The sequence below is a fragment of the Micromonospora sp. WMMD729 genome (assembly GCF_049315225.1).
Taxonomy (GTDB): domain Bacteria; phylum Actinomycetota; class Actinomycetes; order Mycobacteriales; family Micromonosporaceae; genus Micromonospora.
The window spans coordinates 2374188-2395596 of record NZ_CP186059.1 but is presented as its reverse complement, the minus strand read 5'-3'; the positions used below and the strand labels follow the sequence as shown (position 1 = coordinate 2395596).

Sequence of the window (21409 nt, the reverse complement as noted above, 5' to 3'; positions counted from 1 at the left end):
CATACTCCCGCTCGCGCTGACTGCCATACATCTGTCGCGACAGCACCGACCAGTGCCGACCCGCCCACTGTCGCCGCCGACAGCAACCAGCTCTCAATCACAGCCTGACCTCCAACCGACCACGGCAGATCCTTGACACACCGTAGCCTCCTCAGACACGCACCGAAATTGCCAACCGCGTTCCTGCAGGTGCGGTGACGTAGCAGGTCCCAACTGCTGACCGACTCTGACTTGGTGCGTCTGGCCGTGTCATCCGAGCTCATGTAGAGCCCGATCGTGGATGCAGAGGTCGGCGAGAGCAACCTCAACCAAGTGAGCGCGGGCGGCTCATGTGCCATGGATGCGTCCAACCCCACTGACATAATCGCTGGCACGCTTCCAGGCCGGAGTGACGAGCGGCTAACCGACATCTACCTCTCGACAACTTGCCATGGCAGAGTCGTCTGTCGATCGATAGGAGACCAGCCCGTACGCTGCCGCTGTGACTACTGACCTCTCCGACATGGTCATCGACCCGGCAGCGGCAGGGTTCAACGGTGACGTGCTGGCTCCGGTACCCGTGACGGATGCAGCCCAACGAGTGCTCGTCTTCTGCACCGAGCCGCGCAGCGGATGGGCCACCTACCATCTCGCCGCCCGCAGCACCCAAACCTCTGGCCTCTTCGATCAGGTCACCACCTGGTCACTGCTCTACGCCAACGCGCTCGCCGGCCGAGTAGACGTCGAAGACGTGGCCGGATTCTCCCGCGACCGCCGACGCGATTTCGCAGCCCGAGTCGCCGCCGTACCGGAGGACACCGACCTGCACACGATGGACGACAGGGACCTAGCCACGGTTGTCAACCTGTGCCACTTCGGGTACCACGGCGTCTGGGGACCCAAGATCACCAAGATGGGCGCCCTGTATCGGCCCCACGCGGTTCCCGTGCTCGACGGACACGTTGCAGAGGTGTTCGGCTTCAACCGCGGGGGCTTCTCGAACAAGGCGCGCCAGCACGACCTGGACCGCCGCGAGCGCATCGACAAGGTCGTTCGGGCCTTGGCGATCTGGATTCGCATCCACCGCGCCGAAATAGCGGCCCTGCGGGATGCCGTGACACCAACCGTTCCCGAGATCCACGACCTACCAGACCTTCAGTTAATCGACATCGTCTTGTGGACATCGCAGGACGACAAGCCGACCTACCGGCGGCCCGGCCAAGGTGAACGATGGATCGACCGACCAATCGGCCAGCATGTCACAGCCGAGGAGTTACAGCCTGAACCGATCCCCGCAGCCAAATAGTCACTCGCTGGCATGGAAGAGAGCCTTGGCCAAGGTCCATCCGTGAGGCGCGACTGCAGGGATCCTGCCCCGATCGCCAAACCCCACGGGCACTTCTCTCGATGGGGACCGTACCGATTGCCGCGAGCCCGCCGAGGCCTGTCAATGGAGGCCGCCGGCGCCGGACCCACTGCTAACGTCCACGCAGCAGTCTGACGCAGCTCGGAACATTTTCGCTGACGCGAGCCGACGGCGGCCATCCCTACGTCGCCGCGGCTGCTCATACCGTCTAGCCAAAGCGGTAGAACCAAGCTGGCCACACAATCCGGCGCCGGACGAAGTCGGGCAGCGCGACGAGGTGCTGCCCCCTCCTGACGCCATCCGCCATCCTGTCTGCCATCGGCCCGCCCCCCGGGGAGCGGGCCGCCGCCCGGCCCGCCACCGCCTGCGGACCTCGACGGCTCGTACGAACGCTGGCGGGCCGGGCGGCGGTCTGCTCGGCTTGCGCGGGTTGATGGCAGACAGGATGACCTACCGCCACCACCCTCGGAGCCGGCAGCCGCAGACGGCCTCCGGCCATCCAGGAGCCGGAGCGCTCCCGCCGGAGGCGCATTGACCGCAAACCACGCGTCGCGCGACATGCCGACGCAGCCGAAGCCTCTCCCTCACAGTGCGCATGCTCACACTCCGCCCCGCCCGGAGACGGCGCCCGACCACCGGGGCCGCACGCACGTATTGCCGCCCGTCTGTCATGCGAGGGCCGAAGCACAGCTAGCTGCGACTCGCGACATTCCAGAATGCGTTCTCACCTCACATTCCGCACTCGACCTGCAGATTGGAACACCCGTACGCATTCGCCAGGCCATTCGCTTGCGCGTGTCGCTGGCATGAGGACGGCGGGCGGGATATGTTGTGCGGCTCGCTGCTGGGCCGACCTTCGGCCCACCCCATTCGTTGTCCGGCACGAGACAAACGCGGCGACTGTCCACGGCCGGTATGCCGAAAGGGCTCTTTCGTGGTCGCCGAACACCTGTCGCAGCGTGTCCTGCTCACCTGGGCTGATATAGCCGCCGCCGCCGCAGACCTTGAGCCGGATATGCGAGACCTACTTCTGGAGCTAGCCCGGGCCAAGAACCCGAATCTGGCAACGAGCGTCACCACCGCTGACGGGCCTTGGTACGTACGGAACGTGCATGTGCGGGGTCACATCGGAGTCGCCGAGGAAGCCGTCGACCTACCCCTGAAGCCAACTGCGGGCCTCACGATCGTCACCGCGCGCAACGGCACCGGTAAGACGAGCATCGCCGACGGCGCCCGACACACCCTCAGCGGCGGAACCAAGCGGTCCTACCAGGTACTGGCGAACAACATTCATTATCCCCACCGCGATATCGTCGCCACGGTCAGCAACGGGCGACGCGATATAGACATTGCCTGCGGGGCAGACGAAGTTGTTCGATGGCGCAACGCGGACGGTTCGCTCAGCATGCCACCCAGCGAATGGACGGAGGCATTCGAACGCTACATGCCAGTGCTGCTGTATCCGGAGATGTCTCAGGTCATTCAGGATCCGAGCAATCTGCACGCGTTCCTAAAAGACGCGCTTGAGTTGACCGCACTCGAAGAACTGCAGGCCCTGCTCAAAACTGACCGCGACAAGGGCGCGGTGGTCCGGCGCACTGTGGAGGCCGCCCACACGAGTGCGCTGAACGGCATCGTCAAGGCGGGCCAGGAAGAACTGGCCAGGATGGTGCGGGACTGCGGCGCGTTCCCGGACGAGAAGGCCCAGGCTCGGATCATGGTCCTGACCGAGACCTTGCCGGCGACGGCACCGCCGCCGCTGGGTCTGCCCGACACCTGGGAGGTGGATGACGGGCTTCGCGTACGGGCCGTCAACGCGCTCGTCCGGCTGGACGAAGCCGTCGGTTCGGATGCGGCCGGGGCGAACGCGCTCCTGGCGGTGCTTCAGAAGGCACTTGCCCTCGGTGACGCGCGGCTCGACGACCTCCGTGACCGGGACGTGTGCCCTGTCTGCGGGGCGGCCGGGCACGAGTGGATGCGCCGCGCCTCCGAGGAAGCCGACCGACTGAAGACGGCTACCCGGGAGCTGCGCAATGCGACGGCCGCCGCGGCTGCGGCGCTGCGGGACCTTGGCAGAAGCTTCCCGACGGCGCTGACCGAATCGCTGCGCCGGGCACTCACCCAAATGACGGATCCGGCCACTGAACTACGGATTAGGCAGTGGGACCGGCTCGTCCGCCTGGCTACCGATTTCGTCACCATGGCGCCATCCGTGGCGTCGCTGACTGAGGCGCTGGACGAGAGCGCCGATTTAGTCGACTGGTACGCGAAGGTCCGCGACGACCTTCTCGTCCAGCGTGACGACTTCGTCGCCGCACAAGCGACGGTCCGCGCGCACATCGGGTCGTGGATGGACGTCCGCAGCCAGGAACGGCCGGCGCTGACAAGGCTCGAGGTGGCCGAGCGGCTGGACCGCAAGGTCGACCGGTGGATCCGAACCGCGCGCGAGGACATCTTCGCACCCATCGGAAAGGAGGTAGTGGAGTTGTGGTCCGTGCTCAACCCAGACGCGGACCTGAAGCTGACCGGCATCGCTCTCGCCGGCGGTACAAAGATGCGGCGAAATGTGACGTTGGACCTCGTCGACGGCGATGTCGCGTTGCCGGCCGGCAAGGACAGCTCTGCGGTCCTAAGTACCGGCCAGCGCAACGCGCTCTCGCTGGCCACGTACCTGCCCCGTGCTACCCAGCCAGAAAGTCCGTTCGGATTCCTCATCCTCGACGACCCGATCCACGCCTTCGACACCTGGCGAGTGCGGTACCTGGCTCGGCATCTGATGACCCTCGCTGAGCGCTTCCAGGTCGTCGTGTTCACTCACGATGACCGCCTCTGGCGCGAGCTTCGTGGCCTGGGTGCGATGCCGACGCACATCCGGATGGACCGGCACGGTGACGGTCGGCCGCAGGTCCGAGTGAGGCACGTGGCTAGCCCCGGGATTCAGCGGCTTGACGAGATCCAGCGAATCCTCGGGGCGGAGAAGGGAGCATCCATCGGAACCCCCGCCGCCGTCACCGCGATGACGCTTGCCATTTGCCGGCAGGCCGTCGATACCGAGGTCGTCGCACAGATCGAGATGCTGGGCCGGCAGGTCGGCTCGCCCGAGGCCGCAGTCGTCGCCGACCTCCGAAAAGCGCGGAAGACTCTTGACCAGTTGGCGCTCCTAAACAGTTATGCCCGCCGTGCGGGTCGGCGAGCCATCGACGTCAACGGCTTCACCCCGACCGTGCACGCACTCAACGGCGCAGCGCACGGCCGCGCCCCTGAGGGAGACCCGCAGCTTTGGATACGCCAAACTCGGAAGATCATCAAAGCCGTCCAGCAGATCGGGAGCTGATGGCGACCTACCCGGACGTCGAGCTAGCGGATCTCCAGGCCGCCTACCGGGGGTGGCCCGGCGGCACGGCCGAAAAGGCGACGCTCGCGGCGCTGGTGCTCCGCGTTCGCATCGAGCGCGCAGCGGCCAAGCTGCCCAGCACGGTGATTGCTGCGAAGCCGGACATCTCCATGATCGAACGGCGGCTGTACCTCAGCATCGGCGAGCCAGGGCTATCGCCAGAGGCCCAGCTCCGCCGCATGCAGACGATCGCCGGCGCGCTAGAGGCATACGTCGCGATATGCGAGATCCTGCACGGCCGCAACCCAGACCCTGCACCTTCTCTGAGGGATATCGAGGCATGGACTTCGGCCGTTGCCGCACTTGAGGAAGACCTCTACTCGGCTCCCGCAGTCTCACGGGACCGCACGTTGCAGGACGCAGCAACGGGCGGCTAACACAGTGACAGCTGGTCAACAGACCGCGCCCCACACGACCCTGGAGCGGGCGCGGCCAGGCAGCGCGAGGACTCCGCGAATAATCAAGCCAGGCAGATCACCGATCAAGTGCGTTGGTCGGCAGGATGTCGGTGGGACTCGTTCTCACGCCGAGATTCAATCAATTCCTACACTTAAGTTTCCGCCCATCGATTTGATCATTATTTTTCTGCTATCCAGTTCAAAATCGACTGAGGCAATCTTGCCAAAATTATCTAGACGAGGCACCACGGCGTGTATAACGTTGTTCGAGTCGTCGAAACCCAATATAGGGGTTCGGCTTCGCTCTTCAGGCGGCCACAGATAATCCGGTATTCCGACGTCTGACCAGAGTTGAACCACCAGCGTCCAATCAGTCCAGACTGTAATGGTTAGCGCCCGTCCATCAGGGCTGACTAATTGCACGGCCTCCAGCAATCCGTCTCCGTCGCGCGACTTCAACCAAAGAGCCATTTTCCAGTTCGAGCGCTTGTAGGCCTTCCGCCAACAGCATCATCATCCAAGCCGCCTTATCGCTATACACAGCCGCATTGGACGGGGGTGGGACAGCGATACCAGATCTGTCATCCCCGTCGGGTTGTTCACCCCGGACGAAGCGGCGGAATACCTGCATTCTGCAGTCACCGATCCGACACACCGCGACGGCGCCGTGGAGTTGGCAGCCGACCTTGGCTACCTGCCGATCGCGCTGGCGCAGGCCACCGCCTACATTCGGGAACGTCGCATCAGCTGCGCTGAGTACCGCCATGAGCTAGCTGACCGACGTAACCGCCTCAATACACTCTTGCCCGACCCCAGCGTGTTACCGGACGAACATGGCACCCGACTCGACGAGACATGGTCGATGTCCCTCGCCGCCGTCGACCGCATGGAGCCGGTCGGCCTGGCCGCACCGATCCTCCACATGGTCGGGCTCCTCGACCCCAACGCCTTCCCCCGCCGGCCTATTCACCACCTCCGCAGCCCTAACCCATCTGTCACGAGCCGCCGGTTTCACCCAACTCGTAACGCCGAACCAGGGTCCGGCAGGCGCTACATCACCTGCACCGCTACCACCTGCCGACTTACTCCAGATGCACGCCCTCGGTCAACGCGCCATCCGCGACCTCCCAGAATCAGACAGCACCGGACGGGCCGCAGCAAACGCGCTAGTGCAGACATGGCCCACACGAAATCCCAGGATCACACGCCCCGGATATGAGAGAGTGCAGCCGCCTCTTGCTATCTTGCATGGTACTCCGCAATTAGTTCTTCCTGGAACCGTACGACCCTACGGCACATCTCATTATTCTCCTGCATTTCAACCGTTATTCTACCGGTCAACTGCGAAAGCAGTATTGACTCGTAGCATGCCGATAGAATCTCAAGCGCTACGTCTGCATCCATCGTTTCGGCGATACCCTCAACAAGGCGAGTCAACGCCATCAGAAACGGCCCGACTCCCGGTCGAACGGGCACACTGGGAAGCGAATCGCAACTCGCGTAGAAATCACTAACGAGATGACTCTCCAGCCTCCACAACGGCGCAGCGGAGCGGCATGACGCAAGGGTCGAATCAATTAGACCAGCCGTCGAGGGTGGAAAGTACTCCACGAAGGGAGGATCGAAGAGCGGAACCGTGCCCACGACGCCCCTGACCGAGAGTTCGCACAGCTCAGACCTGCTCATCTGGCTGAGCTCCGCAGCGTGGCCCTCGATGATGTTGTCCCAAAGTAAGAGCATCAGTTCCTCGATCTCAGCCGATTCAACGTCACCGGACCCCGTGGGCTGGCGATCCTCGGCCCACGAAGCCTCGGCAGTTGAGTCTACCTTCGCTGGTCGTACAATTGAATATTCGGATAGCTATTGCCTCGCGCAGCACAGTTTTGTCTAGCTGGCCCGCAAGCCGGCCGGGACGCGGCAATAATCCCGTCAGCAATCTCATCGCCCTCATCAATTGCATTGAAGAGGATCTGCTCGGCATCCGTATCGATTTGCGGATTGAGATCAGTAGCAAATACTCGCCTATATCCCAGATTGGCAGCCAAAGCGCGCAGCGCGCGGTTCGTACCATTCTGATTTACCGCGTACACAAGGTCACCTCCCAGCTGCCCGGTGGCTACCGTCGCACCCTGATCGGCCCGCGTTCCCACGCCGTACGTATCGTGCAGCGCCCTCGCATCATCGGCCAATCTTTGAGGGCTTACCGTCGCGGTAGAGGGCGTGCCATTACTGACGAGCTTGCAGGCATTGTTGTTGTGTACGAGAACCGGCGTCTTGTCGGCGAGCACATAGTAGGTGTGGATGTCGGCGACGGTGAGGTCCCGCATCTCGATGTCGCCGTCGAGGTTCTCAACCTCGACCACGGTCACCTGTGCTCCAGGTCCCCCACCACCCATGCCAGCGCCAGTGCCGTCACCCTCCAGCCGCTTGTCGTCGTGCACGAGCAAGCGGTGGCCGACCCTCAGCTCAGCCGCGTCCACCCACTTGCGGTCGGTCGCGTCCCAGAACGGATGATGTTGCGTGGTCTTCAGCACCGTCGACTTACCCGAGTTGGCGTCACGCACCGTGACGTTGGTGAGGTCTCGGTCCTGGTTGACGTGCAGGGCGGTCACGCTCTTGGCTGCAGTCTCCTCGGCCTCGGGGTCGGTCGCCGCCACCTTGTCGCCCAGTGCGATGTCCTTGATCGCCTTGGTGCTGCCGTCGGCCATCAGAACGCGGGTGGCCGGATCGAAGCTGTGCCGCGCAGTGTTGCAACCCGAAACACGCTGTCGTCCCTCGCCGCCCTGCGGCCGGCTCGGCGCCGCGCCTCTGCCGCTCTTGCCGCCGAGCGCCCGACTGGCTCCACCACCGGCGAGCTTCGTCGCGCCTCCGGTCAACCGGCTCACTCCGGCCGAGAGACCACCGTCCAGACCGCCCTCGATCATTGTGCTGGCCAGATTGCCCAATGAGAATTTCTCATCACCGCGGCTCACATCGACCATGTATCCGGCGCCAGCGGACATCGCCCCAGCGGCGGCACCGGCCAGGATCAGACACCCGACGCCGGTGGCGCAGAGGGCGCCCACCGCGACTGTTGCTGCGATGCCCACGGCCACCGTCGCCGCGAACTTCCACGGATCCTTCTTGATCGCTTCGACTGTCGATTTGAGGTTGGTGACGGCGGCTTTTGCTGCCTTCTTCGCGGTTTCCTTGGCACACTTGCTGACGCCGCCGGAGATGCACTTTTTGGCGGCCTGATGCGCGTCCTTAACCTTCTGGATCTTCGTTTTCGCCCAGCGGACCGTGGTGTCCTTAACGACATGGGCGGCCTTTTTCAGGTTGTTCTTGACGTTGCGTGCTGTCTTCTTGAGGTCCTGCAACGCCTTACCGGATCGGACGTAGTTGAACGCCTGGTAGGAGCTCTTTGCCAGGGTAGTCGTCGCCCGATAGGTGGTCTGGATCGCCGCCACAGGGTTGGTGACCACAGACACGGTGCTCCGGAAGGCCGACTTGAGGCTCGAAAGGCCCCAGTGTCCCGTCGGGTCCGTCGTCGTCAGCGGGTTCGCGTCGCCGTACTGGAAGCGGTTGGCGTTGACCGAGTCGGGAACCGGATTGTTGGACGCGGTGTCTCGGGTGTCGAACTGACCGGTATCCGGGTTGTACCAGCGGGCGAGCATGTTGACCCGCCCTGTGAGGTTGTCAGTCCACTCGGACTGGTAGCCCAGGCTGCCGAGTAGGCCGGACGAGGCGACGACAGTGCCAATGGGGTCATAGGTGGTCGACCCGGAAAGGGTGGTGCCGGTGGCGGTGAATTGGCCCACGACGTCGTCATGCTGGTCTGTCCAGACGTACCGAGAACCCGTGCCGGTGCCGGTGCCGGCCGCGAGCAGCGAACCGTCAGGGCCACGGGTGTAGGTCGCCCCGCTGTCCTGGGCTAGCTCATTGTCGAGACCCGTGTATCGAAATCCCGGTACGACGGCGCGACCAAGCCCGTCGTAGGAGTAGGTGCGGGTGCCTCCGGCGGACTGTTGGGAAATCACCTGGCCGAAGGCGTCGGCGGTGGTGGCGAACGACCCTGCCGTTGAGCTGGTCTGGCGCAAGGTCCCGCGTGCGGTGTACGCGTACGAGATCCCACCGCTCTGCGTCGAGAGTTGGTTCCGCGCGTCGTAGGTGAAGATCTTCCCGCCGGCTTGCGTCCTGTTGCCTGCTCCATCGTATGTGTAGCCGATGGTGGTACTGCCGTTGTTCCATGTCGATAGCCGGTCGGCGAGGTCGTACGTGTAGGTGTTGGCGCCGGACCCGGCGAAGCCGGTGGTGACCTTCGAGGTTTCGTTGTTGTTGTTGTCGTAGCCGTAGGTGATCGAGCCGAGGGTGGTGGTGCCGGCGGCGTTTTTCAGAGTGTCGGACTTGAGGCGGTGCATCGCGTCATATCCAAAGCTCCGCACGTTGCCGGAGTTGTAACTGATCGACGACATCTGCGACATGTTGTTGTAGCCGACCACGAGGTTTACGCCGGTGGTGGTATTGGTCGCCGTCCGGAACCGGCCAGCGGTGTCGTAGGTGTAGCTGCTGCTGCCGGCGGCGTCGGTGCGCGACGCCGTCTTTCCGTCCTTGTTGTAGGTGAATGAGGACGAGTCGCCGGGACCGGTGATGGACAACGGTAGGCCGCGGTCGTCGTACGAGACGTCTGCTGTGCCGGCCGGGACCGCGAGTCCGGTCAGCCGGCCGGCGTCGTCGTAGTCGAAGGTCCGGTCGGCCGTGGTGGCCTCAGCACCAGTGCCGGACTGTCGGGTCAGTCGGCCAGCGTCGTCGTAGCTGTTGCTGGTTCGTACCCCGCCGGGAGCGATTTGGTCGACGACCCGAGCGGCCTTGTCATAGGTCGTGGTGAAGGTGCGGTCGGCCAGGTTCGGGTAGGCAGGGGTGGATGGTTCGATTCGTGATTCGGGCAGGCCCCAGGTGTTGTAGGTGGTCCAGAACTGGTTGCCGCGGCCGTCGGTAAAGCGAGTCTGGTTACCGGCGGCGTCGTATCCGAAGCTGGTTGTGATCGCGGTGGTGGCGGTGACCGGCTGGCTCTCGCTCGTCAGTCGGTTCATCGCGTCGTACCCGAAGGTGGTGGTGGTCGTGCGCCCGTCCGTCGACGACGTCAGGTTGCCGTTGTCGTCGTAACCCTTTGAGCGGGTGACGAGTACGGTGCCTGCGGCATCCAGGTCCTGCTGCTGCGTGAGTCGGCCCAGCGGGTCGTAGCTGGCGGTCTGCGCCGTACCATCCGGCATGGTGATCCTGGTGGCCCGGCCAAGTCCGTCGTACTCGTACTTGGTCTGATTGTTCGCACCGTCGGTGGTGGTCAGTGGCGCGCCGGTGAAGTCGTAGGTGCTCGATGTCTTCACGCCTGCGGCGGTGGTCACTGACTGGGGCCACGGGCCCTGACCGAGCGCGCCGGTGCCGTAGTCATAGTTGGTGGTGTTGGTTTCGCCGGTCTGGCGGACCACCTGGCTCCTGGTGAGCGGGCGGTCCATCAGGTCGTACGTCGACGTCTGCTTGGCACCAGTCGGGTCAACTGAGTCCAGAAGGCGGCCGAGCTTGTCGTAGCTTGCCCGCGACACCTTGCCCCGCGGATCGGTGACTGCGACCCGATTGCCGAGGGCGTCGTATTCATAGCTCGTCGTCTTACCGTCGGCGTTGGTCACCGAGCGCACCCGGTCGAGCTTGTCGTAGTTGGTGATCACCGAGGCCCCCACGATCGGCGTACCGCCGGGTGGGGTGTAGTCCGGTGCGATCACCTCGGTGGGCCGACCGAGAGGGTCGACTCGGGTGCGGGTGACATTCGAGAGTGGGTCCTGTGTCTCGACTATCTCGCCGAAGGTGTTGTAGCCGATACGGTTGACCGGTACGACGGGTACACCTGCCGTGCCGAACACCTCGGCGGTCACCGACGGCTCCACCGTCTTTACCAACTGGCCGGCCTCGTCGTACTCGTAGCTGGTGGTCTTGCCCTTGGGGTCGGTGGTTGCGGTGGTGTTGCCCAGCTTGTCGATCGTGTAGCTGGTCGTCAGGCCGGTGGTCGAAGCGAGTGCCTCACCGGTACGGCCGTTGCCTCCCGCGTAGAGCGTGTTGATCTCGGCGGCGGACAGGGCTCGTTGGTAGAGCTGCACGTTGTCGATGGAGCCGCTGTAGCTGGCGTACGCACCCATGCCGAGGTAGCCGCTGCCGATGGTCGGCGACTGGGAGGTGAATGGGGTCGGGTTGGTGGCCCCGGTACCGGCGACGTTGTTGACGTAGAGGCTGAGCGCCTTACTGGTGGCGTTGTAGACACCAACCAGATGAACCCAACTGTCTGCGACCAACGCGTTGCTGGAGGTGGCCGAGTAGATGGCCGACGGGGTCGCCGAGTCTGATGACGGCGCGCGGAAGGCCCACTTATTTAAGGTCTTGTTGTACTCGAGGTAGTACGCGATCCCGTTCGAGCCCCTCTGAGTCAGCGCGGTCTGGTCCTTAAGGAAATCCTTAGGCTTGACCCAGACAGAGATTGAGTACGACTTAGTAGTGTCGATGGGATTGCCGCTGATTGGCAGGCCTCGGCCGCCACCACCGAATGTGGCGATGCCTCCCGACATGGTCACATCGCGGCCGCCGTAGGCACTGAGGGCTGACTCTGTCGAGTCGTAGGCAACGTTGTATCCGTCGCTGAAGCTGGTTTCGTCAAGCTTGAACCAGGCGTTAGGCGAGACTGAGGGGTCGGCGGCGATCCGTTCCGACTTCATTCGGCCGAGTGGATCGTAAGTACGGTTGGTCGTCTGCAGAACTGACGCACCGCCGCGGTCGCTTGTTCGGGTGGCCAGCACATGGTCGTCGGCGTCGAAACTGAAACTGGTGACACGTGACGTGTTGTTGTAGACATCCGCCGGCGCCGTCGCGCTTATCTGCACGACCCGGTTGGCAGGGTCGCGGGTGTATGAGGTGATTGTCGCGCCGTTGTTGGTTTCCTGGCTCGACAACTCCCCGTCGGGCCGGTGAATGTTCTCCTCGAGCACGTAAATGCGGGTGCCGTCGGTCCGGGTGACCCGCCGCAGCGTGCCGTTGCCGTTGTACGTGTAGTTCGTCGTGTAATTCATGGCGTCCGTGTCGGAGGCGAGATTGCCGTCCGGGAAGTACGCCTTGAAACTGACCTGGGTGGTGGTGCCGTCGGCGCCGGTGATCGTGGTGATCAGGTCGTTGCCCTCGCCGTCGAAGGTCTTCCGTACCGCTTGCAGCACGTCCCCCGAAGGACAGGGATCGCCAGGGGATGGCGAACTGTCGCAGGTGACCTCGGCCGTGGTGTTGCCGTAGACGTCGTATTCGAGCAGGGTGACAACACCCGCAGGATTGACTGTTTTGATCATCCGGCCGTGGTCGTCGTAGAAACTCTGGACCGCACGTTCTGCGTCGCCGCCGGTCAGGTCCTGCACCCGGCGTCCCGTGACGTTGCCGTCGGGGTCGTAGTCAGTTGACGTTCGGCCTGTGTGTGACGCGCCGGTGACCTGATTTAGCACGGGGGGCTCGGTCTGCTCGACGACCTGGCCCTCCGCGTCGTATCTCATGGAGGTGGTCAGGTCCCCCAGGGTCTCGGTCTTGACGGTCTTGGCGGTGATCCGACCCAGGCCGTCGTAAGCGAACTCGGTCACCAGTCCCGCTCCGTCGGTGATCCGTGCCAGATCACCCGCGGAGTTGTACTCGTTGGTCTGGGTGGCGCCGCCAGCGGACCTGGTCGTCACCGGCAGTCCGGGCGGCGTCGTTCCGCCGCCAACCGCTGCGGTGGTCGCGCTGGTGTAGGTGACGGTGGTGGTTTTGCCATCGGGAAAGCCCGCGACGGGCGGCGTCGTGGTGCTCGTCCGGTTGCCGGCGGTGTCGTATCCGAACCGGGTGAGGAACATCGGATCGGTTGGGCTGTACGAGTTGGCCGTGCGGTATTCAATCAGTTGGTCGTTACGTGGATCCGGTGCAAGGTTGGTGCTTGTCGCATCCGGATAGTAGTTGTAATAGGCCGATTTACATGTTGTCGACGTGAGGCATGCGCTCGTACGGACCGTGTTTCCCCGTACGTCGCGGCCGGTCTCGGTCTTGTTCCGCAGCGGGTCGTAGGTCACGGAACCGAAGCCGCCGATGTCGTACCCGTAGGTGGTGGTGTTGCCCAATACGTCGGTGGACGCGATCAGCCGGTTACCGTTGACCAGATCGAAGACCTGCGTAGAGGTCTTGCCCTTCGGGTCGGTGACCGTCGTCGTGGTAATCGAGGTCAGCGTCGACCCGGTGGTGCCGGAGCCAGCCTGTGTGGTGCTCTTCGACGCCTTCCAGTGCCGGTCGACCTCCGCGGCACTCAGCGGCGTTTTGTAGAAGGCCACCTCGGCGATGTTCCCGGTGAAATAGGAGACATCCTGCGTGGATCCGGGCCAGCCCTTGGTGATGCCCGTACCAAGGTATGCGGCCACCCTGGCCAGGTCTTGAACAGTGCCGGCATGGCCTCCGACCATGTCGCCATCAAGGTAGAGCAACTGCTGGCTCGGAGTCTGGGTGACGGCGATGTGGTGCCACTTACCGTCATTGACCTTCGACGGGGACTGGACGACGGGTGATGACGGGGCCCAGAACTCGCCGCGCAGATAGCCGTCCCCACCGACATAGAGAGCTGGCGTCCAGGTGGTCGCCCCCGTCGTCGACGGCGGCAGGTCCATCTGGCCATTGGTGTAGCCCAGCAGCACGCCGCTCTTGGCGCTGCCTGCCGGGGTCTTGAACCACATCTCGACCGACTTGGTGGCGTCGTACGGACCGCCGCCGAGGTCCGCCATAGTGTTCAGCTCGACATAGGCGTTGGTGCCGTTAAACACTGCCCCGTACGAATCGGCGAACGGGCTCGTCGTGTTGGGTTGGGTTGTATTGAAGGTGACGTTTCGGTACCGCGCGTCGTCGAACTCGCCGCGCACCTCGTTCACCGGCTGGGTGGGTGCCTGAATGTCGGCGAGCCGGAAATAGTGCTCCGGTTGCGACCCGAGCACCGCCGACACGTAGACCAGGCTCGAGCCGCCAACGGTCGGTGCCCCGATCTTCCACGCTCCGCCGAGTTCGTCGGTGACCTGCTTGACCCGGCCCGTCACCGTGTCGTAGTCGACGACGGCCTGGACCCGACCACCGGGGGTCGTGATCCGCGTCAGCAGGGGGTCAGCCGCAACACCGCTGCTGTACAGGGAGGTCACCGTGGGCGTGGTGATGGCCCGATTGTGGAAGACCACATCGGCAATCGACCCTCCGAAGAACGTGGCGGTGGCCGCGGTGTTCGGTTGCGCAGGCCAAGCGCCGCCGAGGAAGCCGGCACCCACGTAGCCGTTCGTCATGCCAAGGTCAAGATTGATCGTGGCGGTCAGCGTGGCGACGCGGGCACCGTCGACGTAGAGGGCCTGGTTGCCGCCATTGCCGGCCAAGGCAACGTGGTGCCACTGACCGTCGACTACCGTGTTGGGCGAGGCCATGGTGTTCGCGGTACTGCCCGTCCAAAACTGTCCGTGCAACTTGCCGTCCGACCCCACGTATAGAGTCGGGGTGTAGGTCTTGGTCGTCGTGGCACCCGCACTGACCGGGTCGACCTGATGGCTGAAAAGCACGCCGGTGGGGCTGCTCGTGCGGAACCACATGCTGATCGATTGGTATGACGCCTCGGTCACCAGCTTCGCCGGCAGTTTCACCAACGACGACGTCCCGTTGAAGCTTGCTGCCGTGGAGGTCGAGTTAGCCACCGGGCCGGAACTCCCGAGGGTGACGTTGGCGTAAGTGGCGTTGTCCACGCCGTCGTTGCTCAGCACCGAGCTCTGTGCGACCGTCGCACCGGGGCTCTCGTTGAGCCGCCAGAACGAATACGGGTCGGTGTTGACCACAGTGGTGGCGTGCTGCGGCGTCAGCGTGTACTGGTAGCTGGAACAGTTCGCGGCCCCAGAAGGCGGACAAACCTTAGTCAGCAGGTCGTCGTCATAGTCGTAGGTCCACGTCACCACGCTGGCCGCGTCGCCCTTGACAACCGGGTCCGTTGTAATTGCCGAGACGTGTGGATACGTCGAGTTCGGTGGACGCGACCAAGAAATGCGAAGCGCGCGACTCGATGCCAGTGAACGCACCTCATCGACCAACCCACCGGCGTCGTAGTGCAAGGTCAGTGACCGGCCCGCAGCGTCGGTGATCCGGGTCAGGCCGTAGACACCACCGGTCGCCGCCTGCGTGAACTCATACGTGGTCGTGTCCTTGTCGGTCAACGTGTAACCGCCGGTGACCGCCTTGAAGACGGAGTAGCGACCCAGGGGTGGTGTCCAACTGCCGTCGGGGTTGCGACCAAACGAGACGTCCTCACCGCTCGGGTAGCGCACCGCCACCGTTTGCAGCGCCCCACTCGCGTCGGTCGACTCCCGGGCCTGCATGTCGAGCAGCGACGACCAGCCTCGCCCAAACGCCCCGAATACGCGGGTGTCGAGGCTGTTGTAGTCCCTCGTGATGCTGAGCGCCGGACCGACCGTCGTCACCTCCACATCCGTGTCGGAGGTGGTGTAGTTACCCGTACTCGGCTCGTAACCCTTGCCGCCGTTCTGCGCCAGGTCAGAGGTCACCATCTGCTGCGGCACCTGGGTCGTGAACGCGTACTTCACGGGGGCGACAGTCGAGGTGGACGAGTAGTCGTTGACCTGAACCGCGTATTGGTACGTCTTGCCCCAGACAAGGACGCCAGCAGGCACCTTCCATACGCCAGCGGTGACCCAACCGGAGGTGCTGAGCTGCGCGCCTGCCTCGTCGTAAACAAAATAGTTGTACCGCAGACCCTTGTTAGGCCAGCCGTCCGGGTCGCTACCGGCGGCGGCGAGTTCCGGGGTCAGCGTATTGACGGCGTAGTTGTTGGCCGGGTAGCGAACGTCGAGCTGCGGCGGGACGTTGTCCGTGTAGGTCACGTCAAGGAACGCATCGCACTTGATCGAGCCGTAGGTCGCATGGGCACAACGCATCGCCGGGGTCTCGATCCCGGCATCGACCGAGGTGAACCGCTTCCATGCCTTGTTGTTGGTCTCGCTCTCCGCTTTCAGCGCGAGGCCGTAGTTGGCACCGCCAGTAACCCAGTTGTTGACCTCCGACACGTTGAGCGTGACCGGCACCCAGATGCCAACGTTCCGGATGGCTGCCTGGTTACCGCAGGCCGCAGTGCTGGTCGGGGATGCGTTGCCGATGGACGCCGACAACGTCGGAAAATTCGTGGATCGAACGCCGGTGGACGACCAGGCCGACTTGACGGCGAAGACGTCGAAACGGTGGACCTCGCAGCCGGTGTTGAGGCCCTGGTAGGTCATGAAAAGGTTGAGCTTGGCCGTGCTGATCTTCTTGCCCGCGTAGGCGGTGGAGAAGGTGGGAAACGGTAGCAGGCCCTGTGCCTTGGCCGAACCGCTGTTGAATGTGCCGATCCCGATACTGTGCTCAGTCGACCGGTCAGATTCGGTGCCGCCGGACTGGACGTAGGTGTCGCCGTTGGTGGTGGCGATCGTCGGATCGAGCACAACAGGGAACGCCCGCTTCCGGTCATGCAGCCAGGCGCCGTCGACCGTCATCTTGAGCGCAGGGCCGTCAACGGTGTCGACAAGTGAGTAGCGGATGTCGCGGGACATCGCACCGGCACCAGAAGCGTCAACGGCGGCGTCCTCCATGAACGCTGCGGGCATCCGGGCGACCGTCTGTCCCCCGGCTGCTCGGAACACCACCGACCCGTCGCCATCCAATGCGGCCGTAAGCCCGGTCAGTGCAAGGGGATAGGTGTACTCGGTGGGGACGTCCGCCGAATGAAACACCAGGCTTTCTTTGACCTCGCGTCCCGCGGTAGCAAGCCTCAGGTCGACATTCGGGAAGACCTGGCGGTATGTCGCCACTTCCCCGCTCACCTCGGGAAGACCGATATCTGCGCCCGCGATCCGGTAAGCAAGGCTTCGACCTGCGTCGAATGTAACGCTGACCAACGGGGTCGCGTCAGTGGCGGGCGCTGCAGGATCACCGCCTGAGGCGTCGAACTCGACCTTCTGTCCGTTTGCCCGCGGCCGGAGCCGACCGTCGGCAGCCCGCACCAGCTCGCCGTCGATTGGCTGCCATGACCCATCCGCCGCCCGGAAGTTGACTGGCCGCTGGTAGACCCTCCGGGTGTACGAGCCGTCCGCGTTCCGAAACATCTCCGTCTGCTCGGTGGCGGCTGCCGCCTGCCGCTTGCTGGTCTTGAGGTCGAACCCGCGCGACGAGTCACCGGCCTTGCGCACCGCGCTCTCCGGCCGGTGGGGCTGAAAGCGCGCCAACTCACCCTTAGCCCGAACCGGCTTGCTGCGATCCTCGGTGAGCGGAGCCTCCGCATAATGACCGCGCGGCGGATTCTTCCCCACCTGCTGCTTCGGGGTTGGCGGATTACTTAATGCCCAGGACGGTCGGGCCTCCAGCAGTGACCAGAACCAACTAAGTGGGAAGCCCGAGCCCGCCACGATGGGCAGAGGCTCTCGTGGAGCAGCAACACCGAGAGCCAGGGCGAGCACCAGAACGGTTGCGATCCGCCGGTACGCAGGCCGCCGTGAGGTACGCGCACGTCGACGTGCCGATACATCGCGAACAGCATCATGTCGACCGCCCATGGCAGCCCTCCCCGTAGCTTGATCATGCAACGGGAAGCTTCCTGGACGTTTGCTGAGAAAACAATGGCCGTCAGTGGCCAAGTTTTTACATGTTAGGTCGAAGCGGGCAAGGTCCGCACGGCTGCGGCAACACCTTCGACGATCTCATCTGGAGAGCCAGCCTCCACTATGGTCATGCCGACGTTCGGCGCACCACCGACGACCACGTAGCGAATAGCCGGAAAGCGGTCCTTACCGGCGATTAACGCGTCCACCGGAGCGACCCCGACCGCGATGACCATCTCGCACCCCTGAGCAGCCAACGTGTTGAAGTAGGCAGCCACATTGGACCTGTCTTGGACGCCGTTCGCGGCTAGGTACTGCACCTGCACCAGCGACTCAACCGAAGCGCGTTGCATTCCAGTCCAGGCGGCTCTCGCGTCTCGGCTGGCCAGCCCCCTGTTGTCGGTCAGCAAACAGGCGGTGACGTCGCGGTATTGTCGCTCCCGAGGCGCAGTGGTGGGGTCGGGCCAGACGATCCACGTCAGCACTATCGCGACGGCCAGAGCAACGAGCCCGACCAACACCCATCGCCGCTGTAGATACCTGTACACCTGCCGACCTCCTCGCGACGGCGGTGGGTCCCCCCGCACCGGCTGAGGATACGGGCGAGCAGAAGCCTCGTCGATCATGCCTTGGTCGTGGAGCCATACCGTGCGCGCCTCCTTGATCCTGCGGGAAGGACAAGGGCCGTCCTGGACCAGCCCGTTAGTCGCGGAGCGCACTCGGATATCAAAGCGGGGCCGGCCGGCGTCCTCGTAGTCCAGCGTTCCGAGAAGCCACGCCTCGTCGGCGTCGTGCGGTGGAAGATCGGCTCGATCCGGCTCGGATCGTCGGGAGCTGGACCCACCGACGATCCTCTGTACATCGGCGTCGCATCATCGGAGGTAGCGACAGCTAGCAACATCTGCCGCACTTGACGCGCAATCAAGAGCAGAACTGCCGCTCAGACCAGGACGCAGACGAAACTGCAGGTCAGAGCATTGTGCAGCTGGCACGCCAACGGCCAACCATCCACGCCGTTACCGCGAACAAAGATCATCCGTTACTGGATGTTACCGCCGTGACCCGAGAAGATCTTCATCTCCCCAGGTCAATCGGTCGGGACGGCCGGATTCGAACCGACGACCCCTTGACCCCCAGTCAAGTGCGCTACCAAGCTGCGCCACGTCCCGCCCCCCGCAGAGTTCCCCCTGCGACAGCCAGTACAGCTTAGCGCAGCGCTCCTGCCCCGTCCGCACAGGCCCCACCCGCGTTGTCGGAGCGGCGAACCACCCCACAACCCCTAAAAGCGTCCTAGGAGGGTGGGCCAGGAGAGAGTCTGGCCCACCCCTTCAAAAAGGTCAGCCGTGTGCCTTGCCCCGGCCACCGGGGCCGAGCTTCTTGCGGGGGCGTACGGAGATCTCGATGGGGCTGCCCTCGTACCCGAACTCCTCGCGGAGCTTGCGCTCGACGAACCGCTGGTAGCCGGCGTCGAGCGGGCCCGTGGTGAAGAGGACGAACCGCGGCGGCGCGACCCCGGCCTGCGTGGCGAACAGGATGCGCGGCGCCCGTCCACCGCGCACCGGGTGCGGGGTGGCCTGTACGAGCGCGGTGAGCCACTGGTTGAGCTGCGCGGTCGGTACGCGGGTCTCCCAGCTCGCCAGGGCCTTGTTGAGGGCCGGGGCCAGCTTGTCGACGGCGCGGCCGGTCATGGCCGACAGGTTCAGCCGGATCGCCCAGGGGATGCGGCGCAGCTCCCGGTCGATCTCCTTGTCCAGGTAGTACCGGCGGTCGGCGTCGACCAGGTCCCACTTGTTGAAGGCGATGACCAGCGCCCGGCCGGCCTCGGTCACCATGGTGAGGATCCGCTGGTCCTGCTCGCTGATCGGCTCGCTGGCGTCCAGCAGCACGACGGCCACCTCGGCGGCCTCGATCGCGCCGGCGGTACGCAGGCTGGCGTAGTACTCGGTGCCGCTGGCCTTGCCGACCCGCTTGCGCAGGCCGGCGGTGTCCACGAGCTGCCAGGTCTGGCCGCCGATCTCGACCAGGCTGTCCACCGGGTCCACTGTGGTGCCGGCGACCGAGTCGACGACGGCCCGGTCCTCGCCGGAGAACCGGTTGAGGAGGCTGGACTTGCCCACGTTCGGCCGGCCGACCAGCGCCACCCGGCGCGGCCCGCGCGGCCGGTTCTCGACGATCGCCGGGGCTTCCGGCAGCGCGGCGAGGATGGCGTCCAGCAGGTCACCGGAACCGCGCCCGTGCAGGGCGGACACCGGGAACGGCTCGCCGAGGCCGAGCGACCACAGCGACACCGCCTCCATCTCGATGGAGGTGTTGTCGGCCTTGTTGGCGACCAGGATGACCGGCTTGGCGCTGCGGCGCAGCATCTTCACCGCGGCCTCGTCCACGTCGGTGGAGCCGACCATCGCGTCGACCACGAAGAGGACCACGTCGGCGGTGAGCACGGCCGTCTCGGCCTGCGCGGCGATGGCCGCCGCACGGTCCTTCGCGTCCGGTTCCCAACCGCCGGTGTCCACCACGGTGAACGACCGGCCGTTCCACTGCGCGTCGTACGGCACGCGGTCCCGGGTCACACCGGGAATGTCCTCGACGACCGCCTGCCGGCGGCCGATGATCCGGTTGACGAGCGTCGACTTGCCCACGTTGGGGCGGCCGACGACCGCGACCACCGGCTGCGGGCCGGTCGGCTCCTCGACGGCGAGGTCGGGCTCGCGCAACTCGACCCAGCCACCACCCTCGCTCATGCCACTCCCCGCTCGCTGAGCAGGTCACGCAGCCGGGCCACGACCTCGTCGATGCCCAGCTCGGTGGTGTCCAGCACGACGGCGTCCGGCGCCTGGGCCAGCGGGTTGACCTTGCGGGTCGAGTCGAGCCGGTCCCGGCGGGCCAGGTCGGCGGCGGTGGCCGTCACGTCGGAGGCGTCCTCGGCGCTGCGCCGGGCCGCGCGGGCCGCCTCGGAGGCGGTCAGGAAGACCTTCAGGTCGGCGTCCGGTGCCACGACCGAGCCGATGTCCCGGCCCTCGACCACCATCCGACCCGCGTTGACGATCATCTGGCGCTGCCGGGCGACAAGCAGCTCACGGACGGCCGGCACGGCGGCGACGGCGGAGACCGCCTGGGTCACCTCGGGCCCGCGGATGTCCGCGTCCACGTTCACCCCGTCGACGGTAACGCCGTACCCCTGGGGGTCGGTGCCGATGCGCAGGTCCGCCTCGCCGGCGACCTTGGCCACCGACGCGGCGTCCGTGAGGTCCACGCCGGAGCGCAGCACGGCCCACGTGATCGCCCGGTACATCGCCCCGGTGTCGAGGTAGCGCGCACCGATGCCGGCGGCGAGCCGCCGCGACACGGTGGACTTACCCGAACCGGACGGCCCGTCCACAGCGACCACACATCGCTCGGCCCGTACGTTTTCCTCCACCGTGTCCTCCTCAGCCCGTACCTCGCGGAGCGCCCGGTGCTCTGACGCCGCAAGCGGTTTGTCAATCGTCATCAATCATGCCCGGGGCCCGTGGCGGACCCACACGCGACGCCGCCCGAGGCGACGCACGCCACCTCCGGCGGCCGCTTCCCGGCCGCTGCGGAGCCT

General features: G+C 64.9%; 8 protein-coding genes and 1 tRNA gene. 3 read left to right on the top strand and 6 right to left on the bottom strand.

From position 1 onward, the window contains the following. Positions 1 to 481 precede the first annotated feature (481 nt). The 3 genes from ACN263_RS10965 (at position 482) to ACN263_RS10955 (ending at position 5116) form a co-directional block, all read left to right on the top strand. On the top strand, positions 482 to 1285 hold the full coding sequence (locus ACN263_RS10965) for a DUF6308 family protein (protein ID WP_422739684.1): 804 nt from the start codon (positions 482 to 484) through the stop codon (positions 1283 to 1285). A gap of 994 nt (positions 1286 to 2279) precedes the next feature. Next, complete coding sequence (locus tag ACN263_RS10960; RefSeq protein WP_422739683.1) at positions 2280 to 4679, top strand: hypothetical protein; 2400 nt, start codon at positions 2280 to 2282, stop codon at positions 4677 to 4679. Beyond that, entirely contained in the window at positions 4679 to 5116 is a 438-nt protein-coding gene (locus ACN263_RS10955; protein ID WP_422739682.1) for a hypothetical protein, read from the top strand. The genes ACN263_RS10960 and ACN263_RS10955 overlap by 1 nt, the downstream gene beginning before the upstream one ends. A 156-nt stretch (positions 5117 to 5272) precedes the next feature. On the opposite strand, the gene ACN263_RS10950 is transcribed toward ACN263_RS10955, so the two are convergent. The 6 genes from ACN263_RS10950 to cmk form a co-directional block, all read right to left on the bottom strand. Next, positions 5273 to 5572 (bottom strand): hypothetical protein, encoded by a 300-nt coding sequence (locus tag ACN263_RS10950; protein ID WP_422739681.1) that lies wholly within the window; start codon positions 5570 to 5572, stop codon positions 5273 to 5275. A 1388-nt stretch (positions 5573 to 6960) separates the two neighbouring features. Beyond that, positions 6961 to 17535 carry a LamG-like jellyroll fold domain-containing protein gene (locus ACN263_RS10945; RefSeq protein ID WP_422739680.1) on the bottom strand — a complete coding sequence of 3525 codons (10575 nt, stop codon included), beginning with the start codon at positions 17533 to 17535 and terminating at the stop codon, positions 6961 to 6963. A gap of 335 nt (positions 17536 to 17870) precedes the next feature. Beyond that, positions 17871 to 18344 (bottom strand): hypothetical protein, encoded by a 474-nt coding sequence (locus ACN263_RS10940; protein ID WP_422739679.1) that lies wholly within the window; start codon positions 18342 to 18344, stop codon positions 17871 to 17873. 574 nt (positions 18345 to 18918) lie between these two features. After that, positions 18919 to 18992: transfer RNA gene (locus ACN263_RS10935), tRNA-Pro, on the bottom strand. A 168-nt stretch (positions 18993 to 19160) separates the two neighbouring features. Then, positions 19161 to 20564 (bottom strand): ribosome biogenesis GTPase Der, encoded by a 1404-nt coding sequence (der, locus tag ACN263_RS10930; protein ID WP_422739678.1) that lies wholly within the window; start codon positions 20562 to 20564, stop codon positions 19161 to 19163. Continuing rightward, positions 20561 to 21241: a (d)CMP kinase gene (cmk, locus tag ACN263_RS10925; RefSeq protein WP_422739677.1), complete on the bottom strand. Its 681-nt coding sequence runs from the start codon at positions 21239 to 21241 to the stop codon at positions 20561 to 20563. The genes der and cmk overlap by 4 nt, the downstream gene beginning before the upstream one ends. Positions 21242 to 21409: the final 168 nt, after the last annotated feature.

Bases quoted from the DNA above. Each gene is read 5' to 3' on its own strand.
- ACN263_RS10955 (WP_422739682.1), top strand. From the start codon at position 4,679: ATGGCGACCTACCCGGACGTCGAGCTAGCGGATCTCCAGGCCGCCTAC.
- der (WP_422739678.1), bottom strand. From the start codon at position 20,564: ATGAGCGAGGGTGGTGGCTGGGTCGAGTTGCGCGAGCCCGACCTCGCC.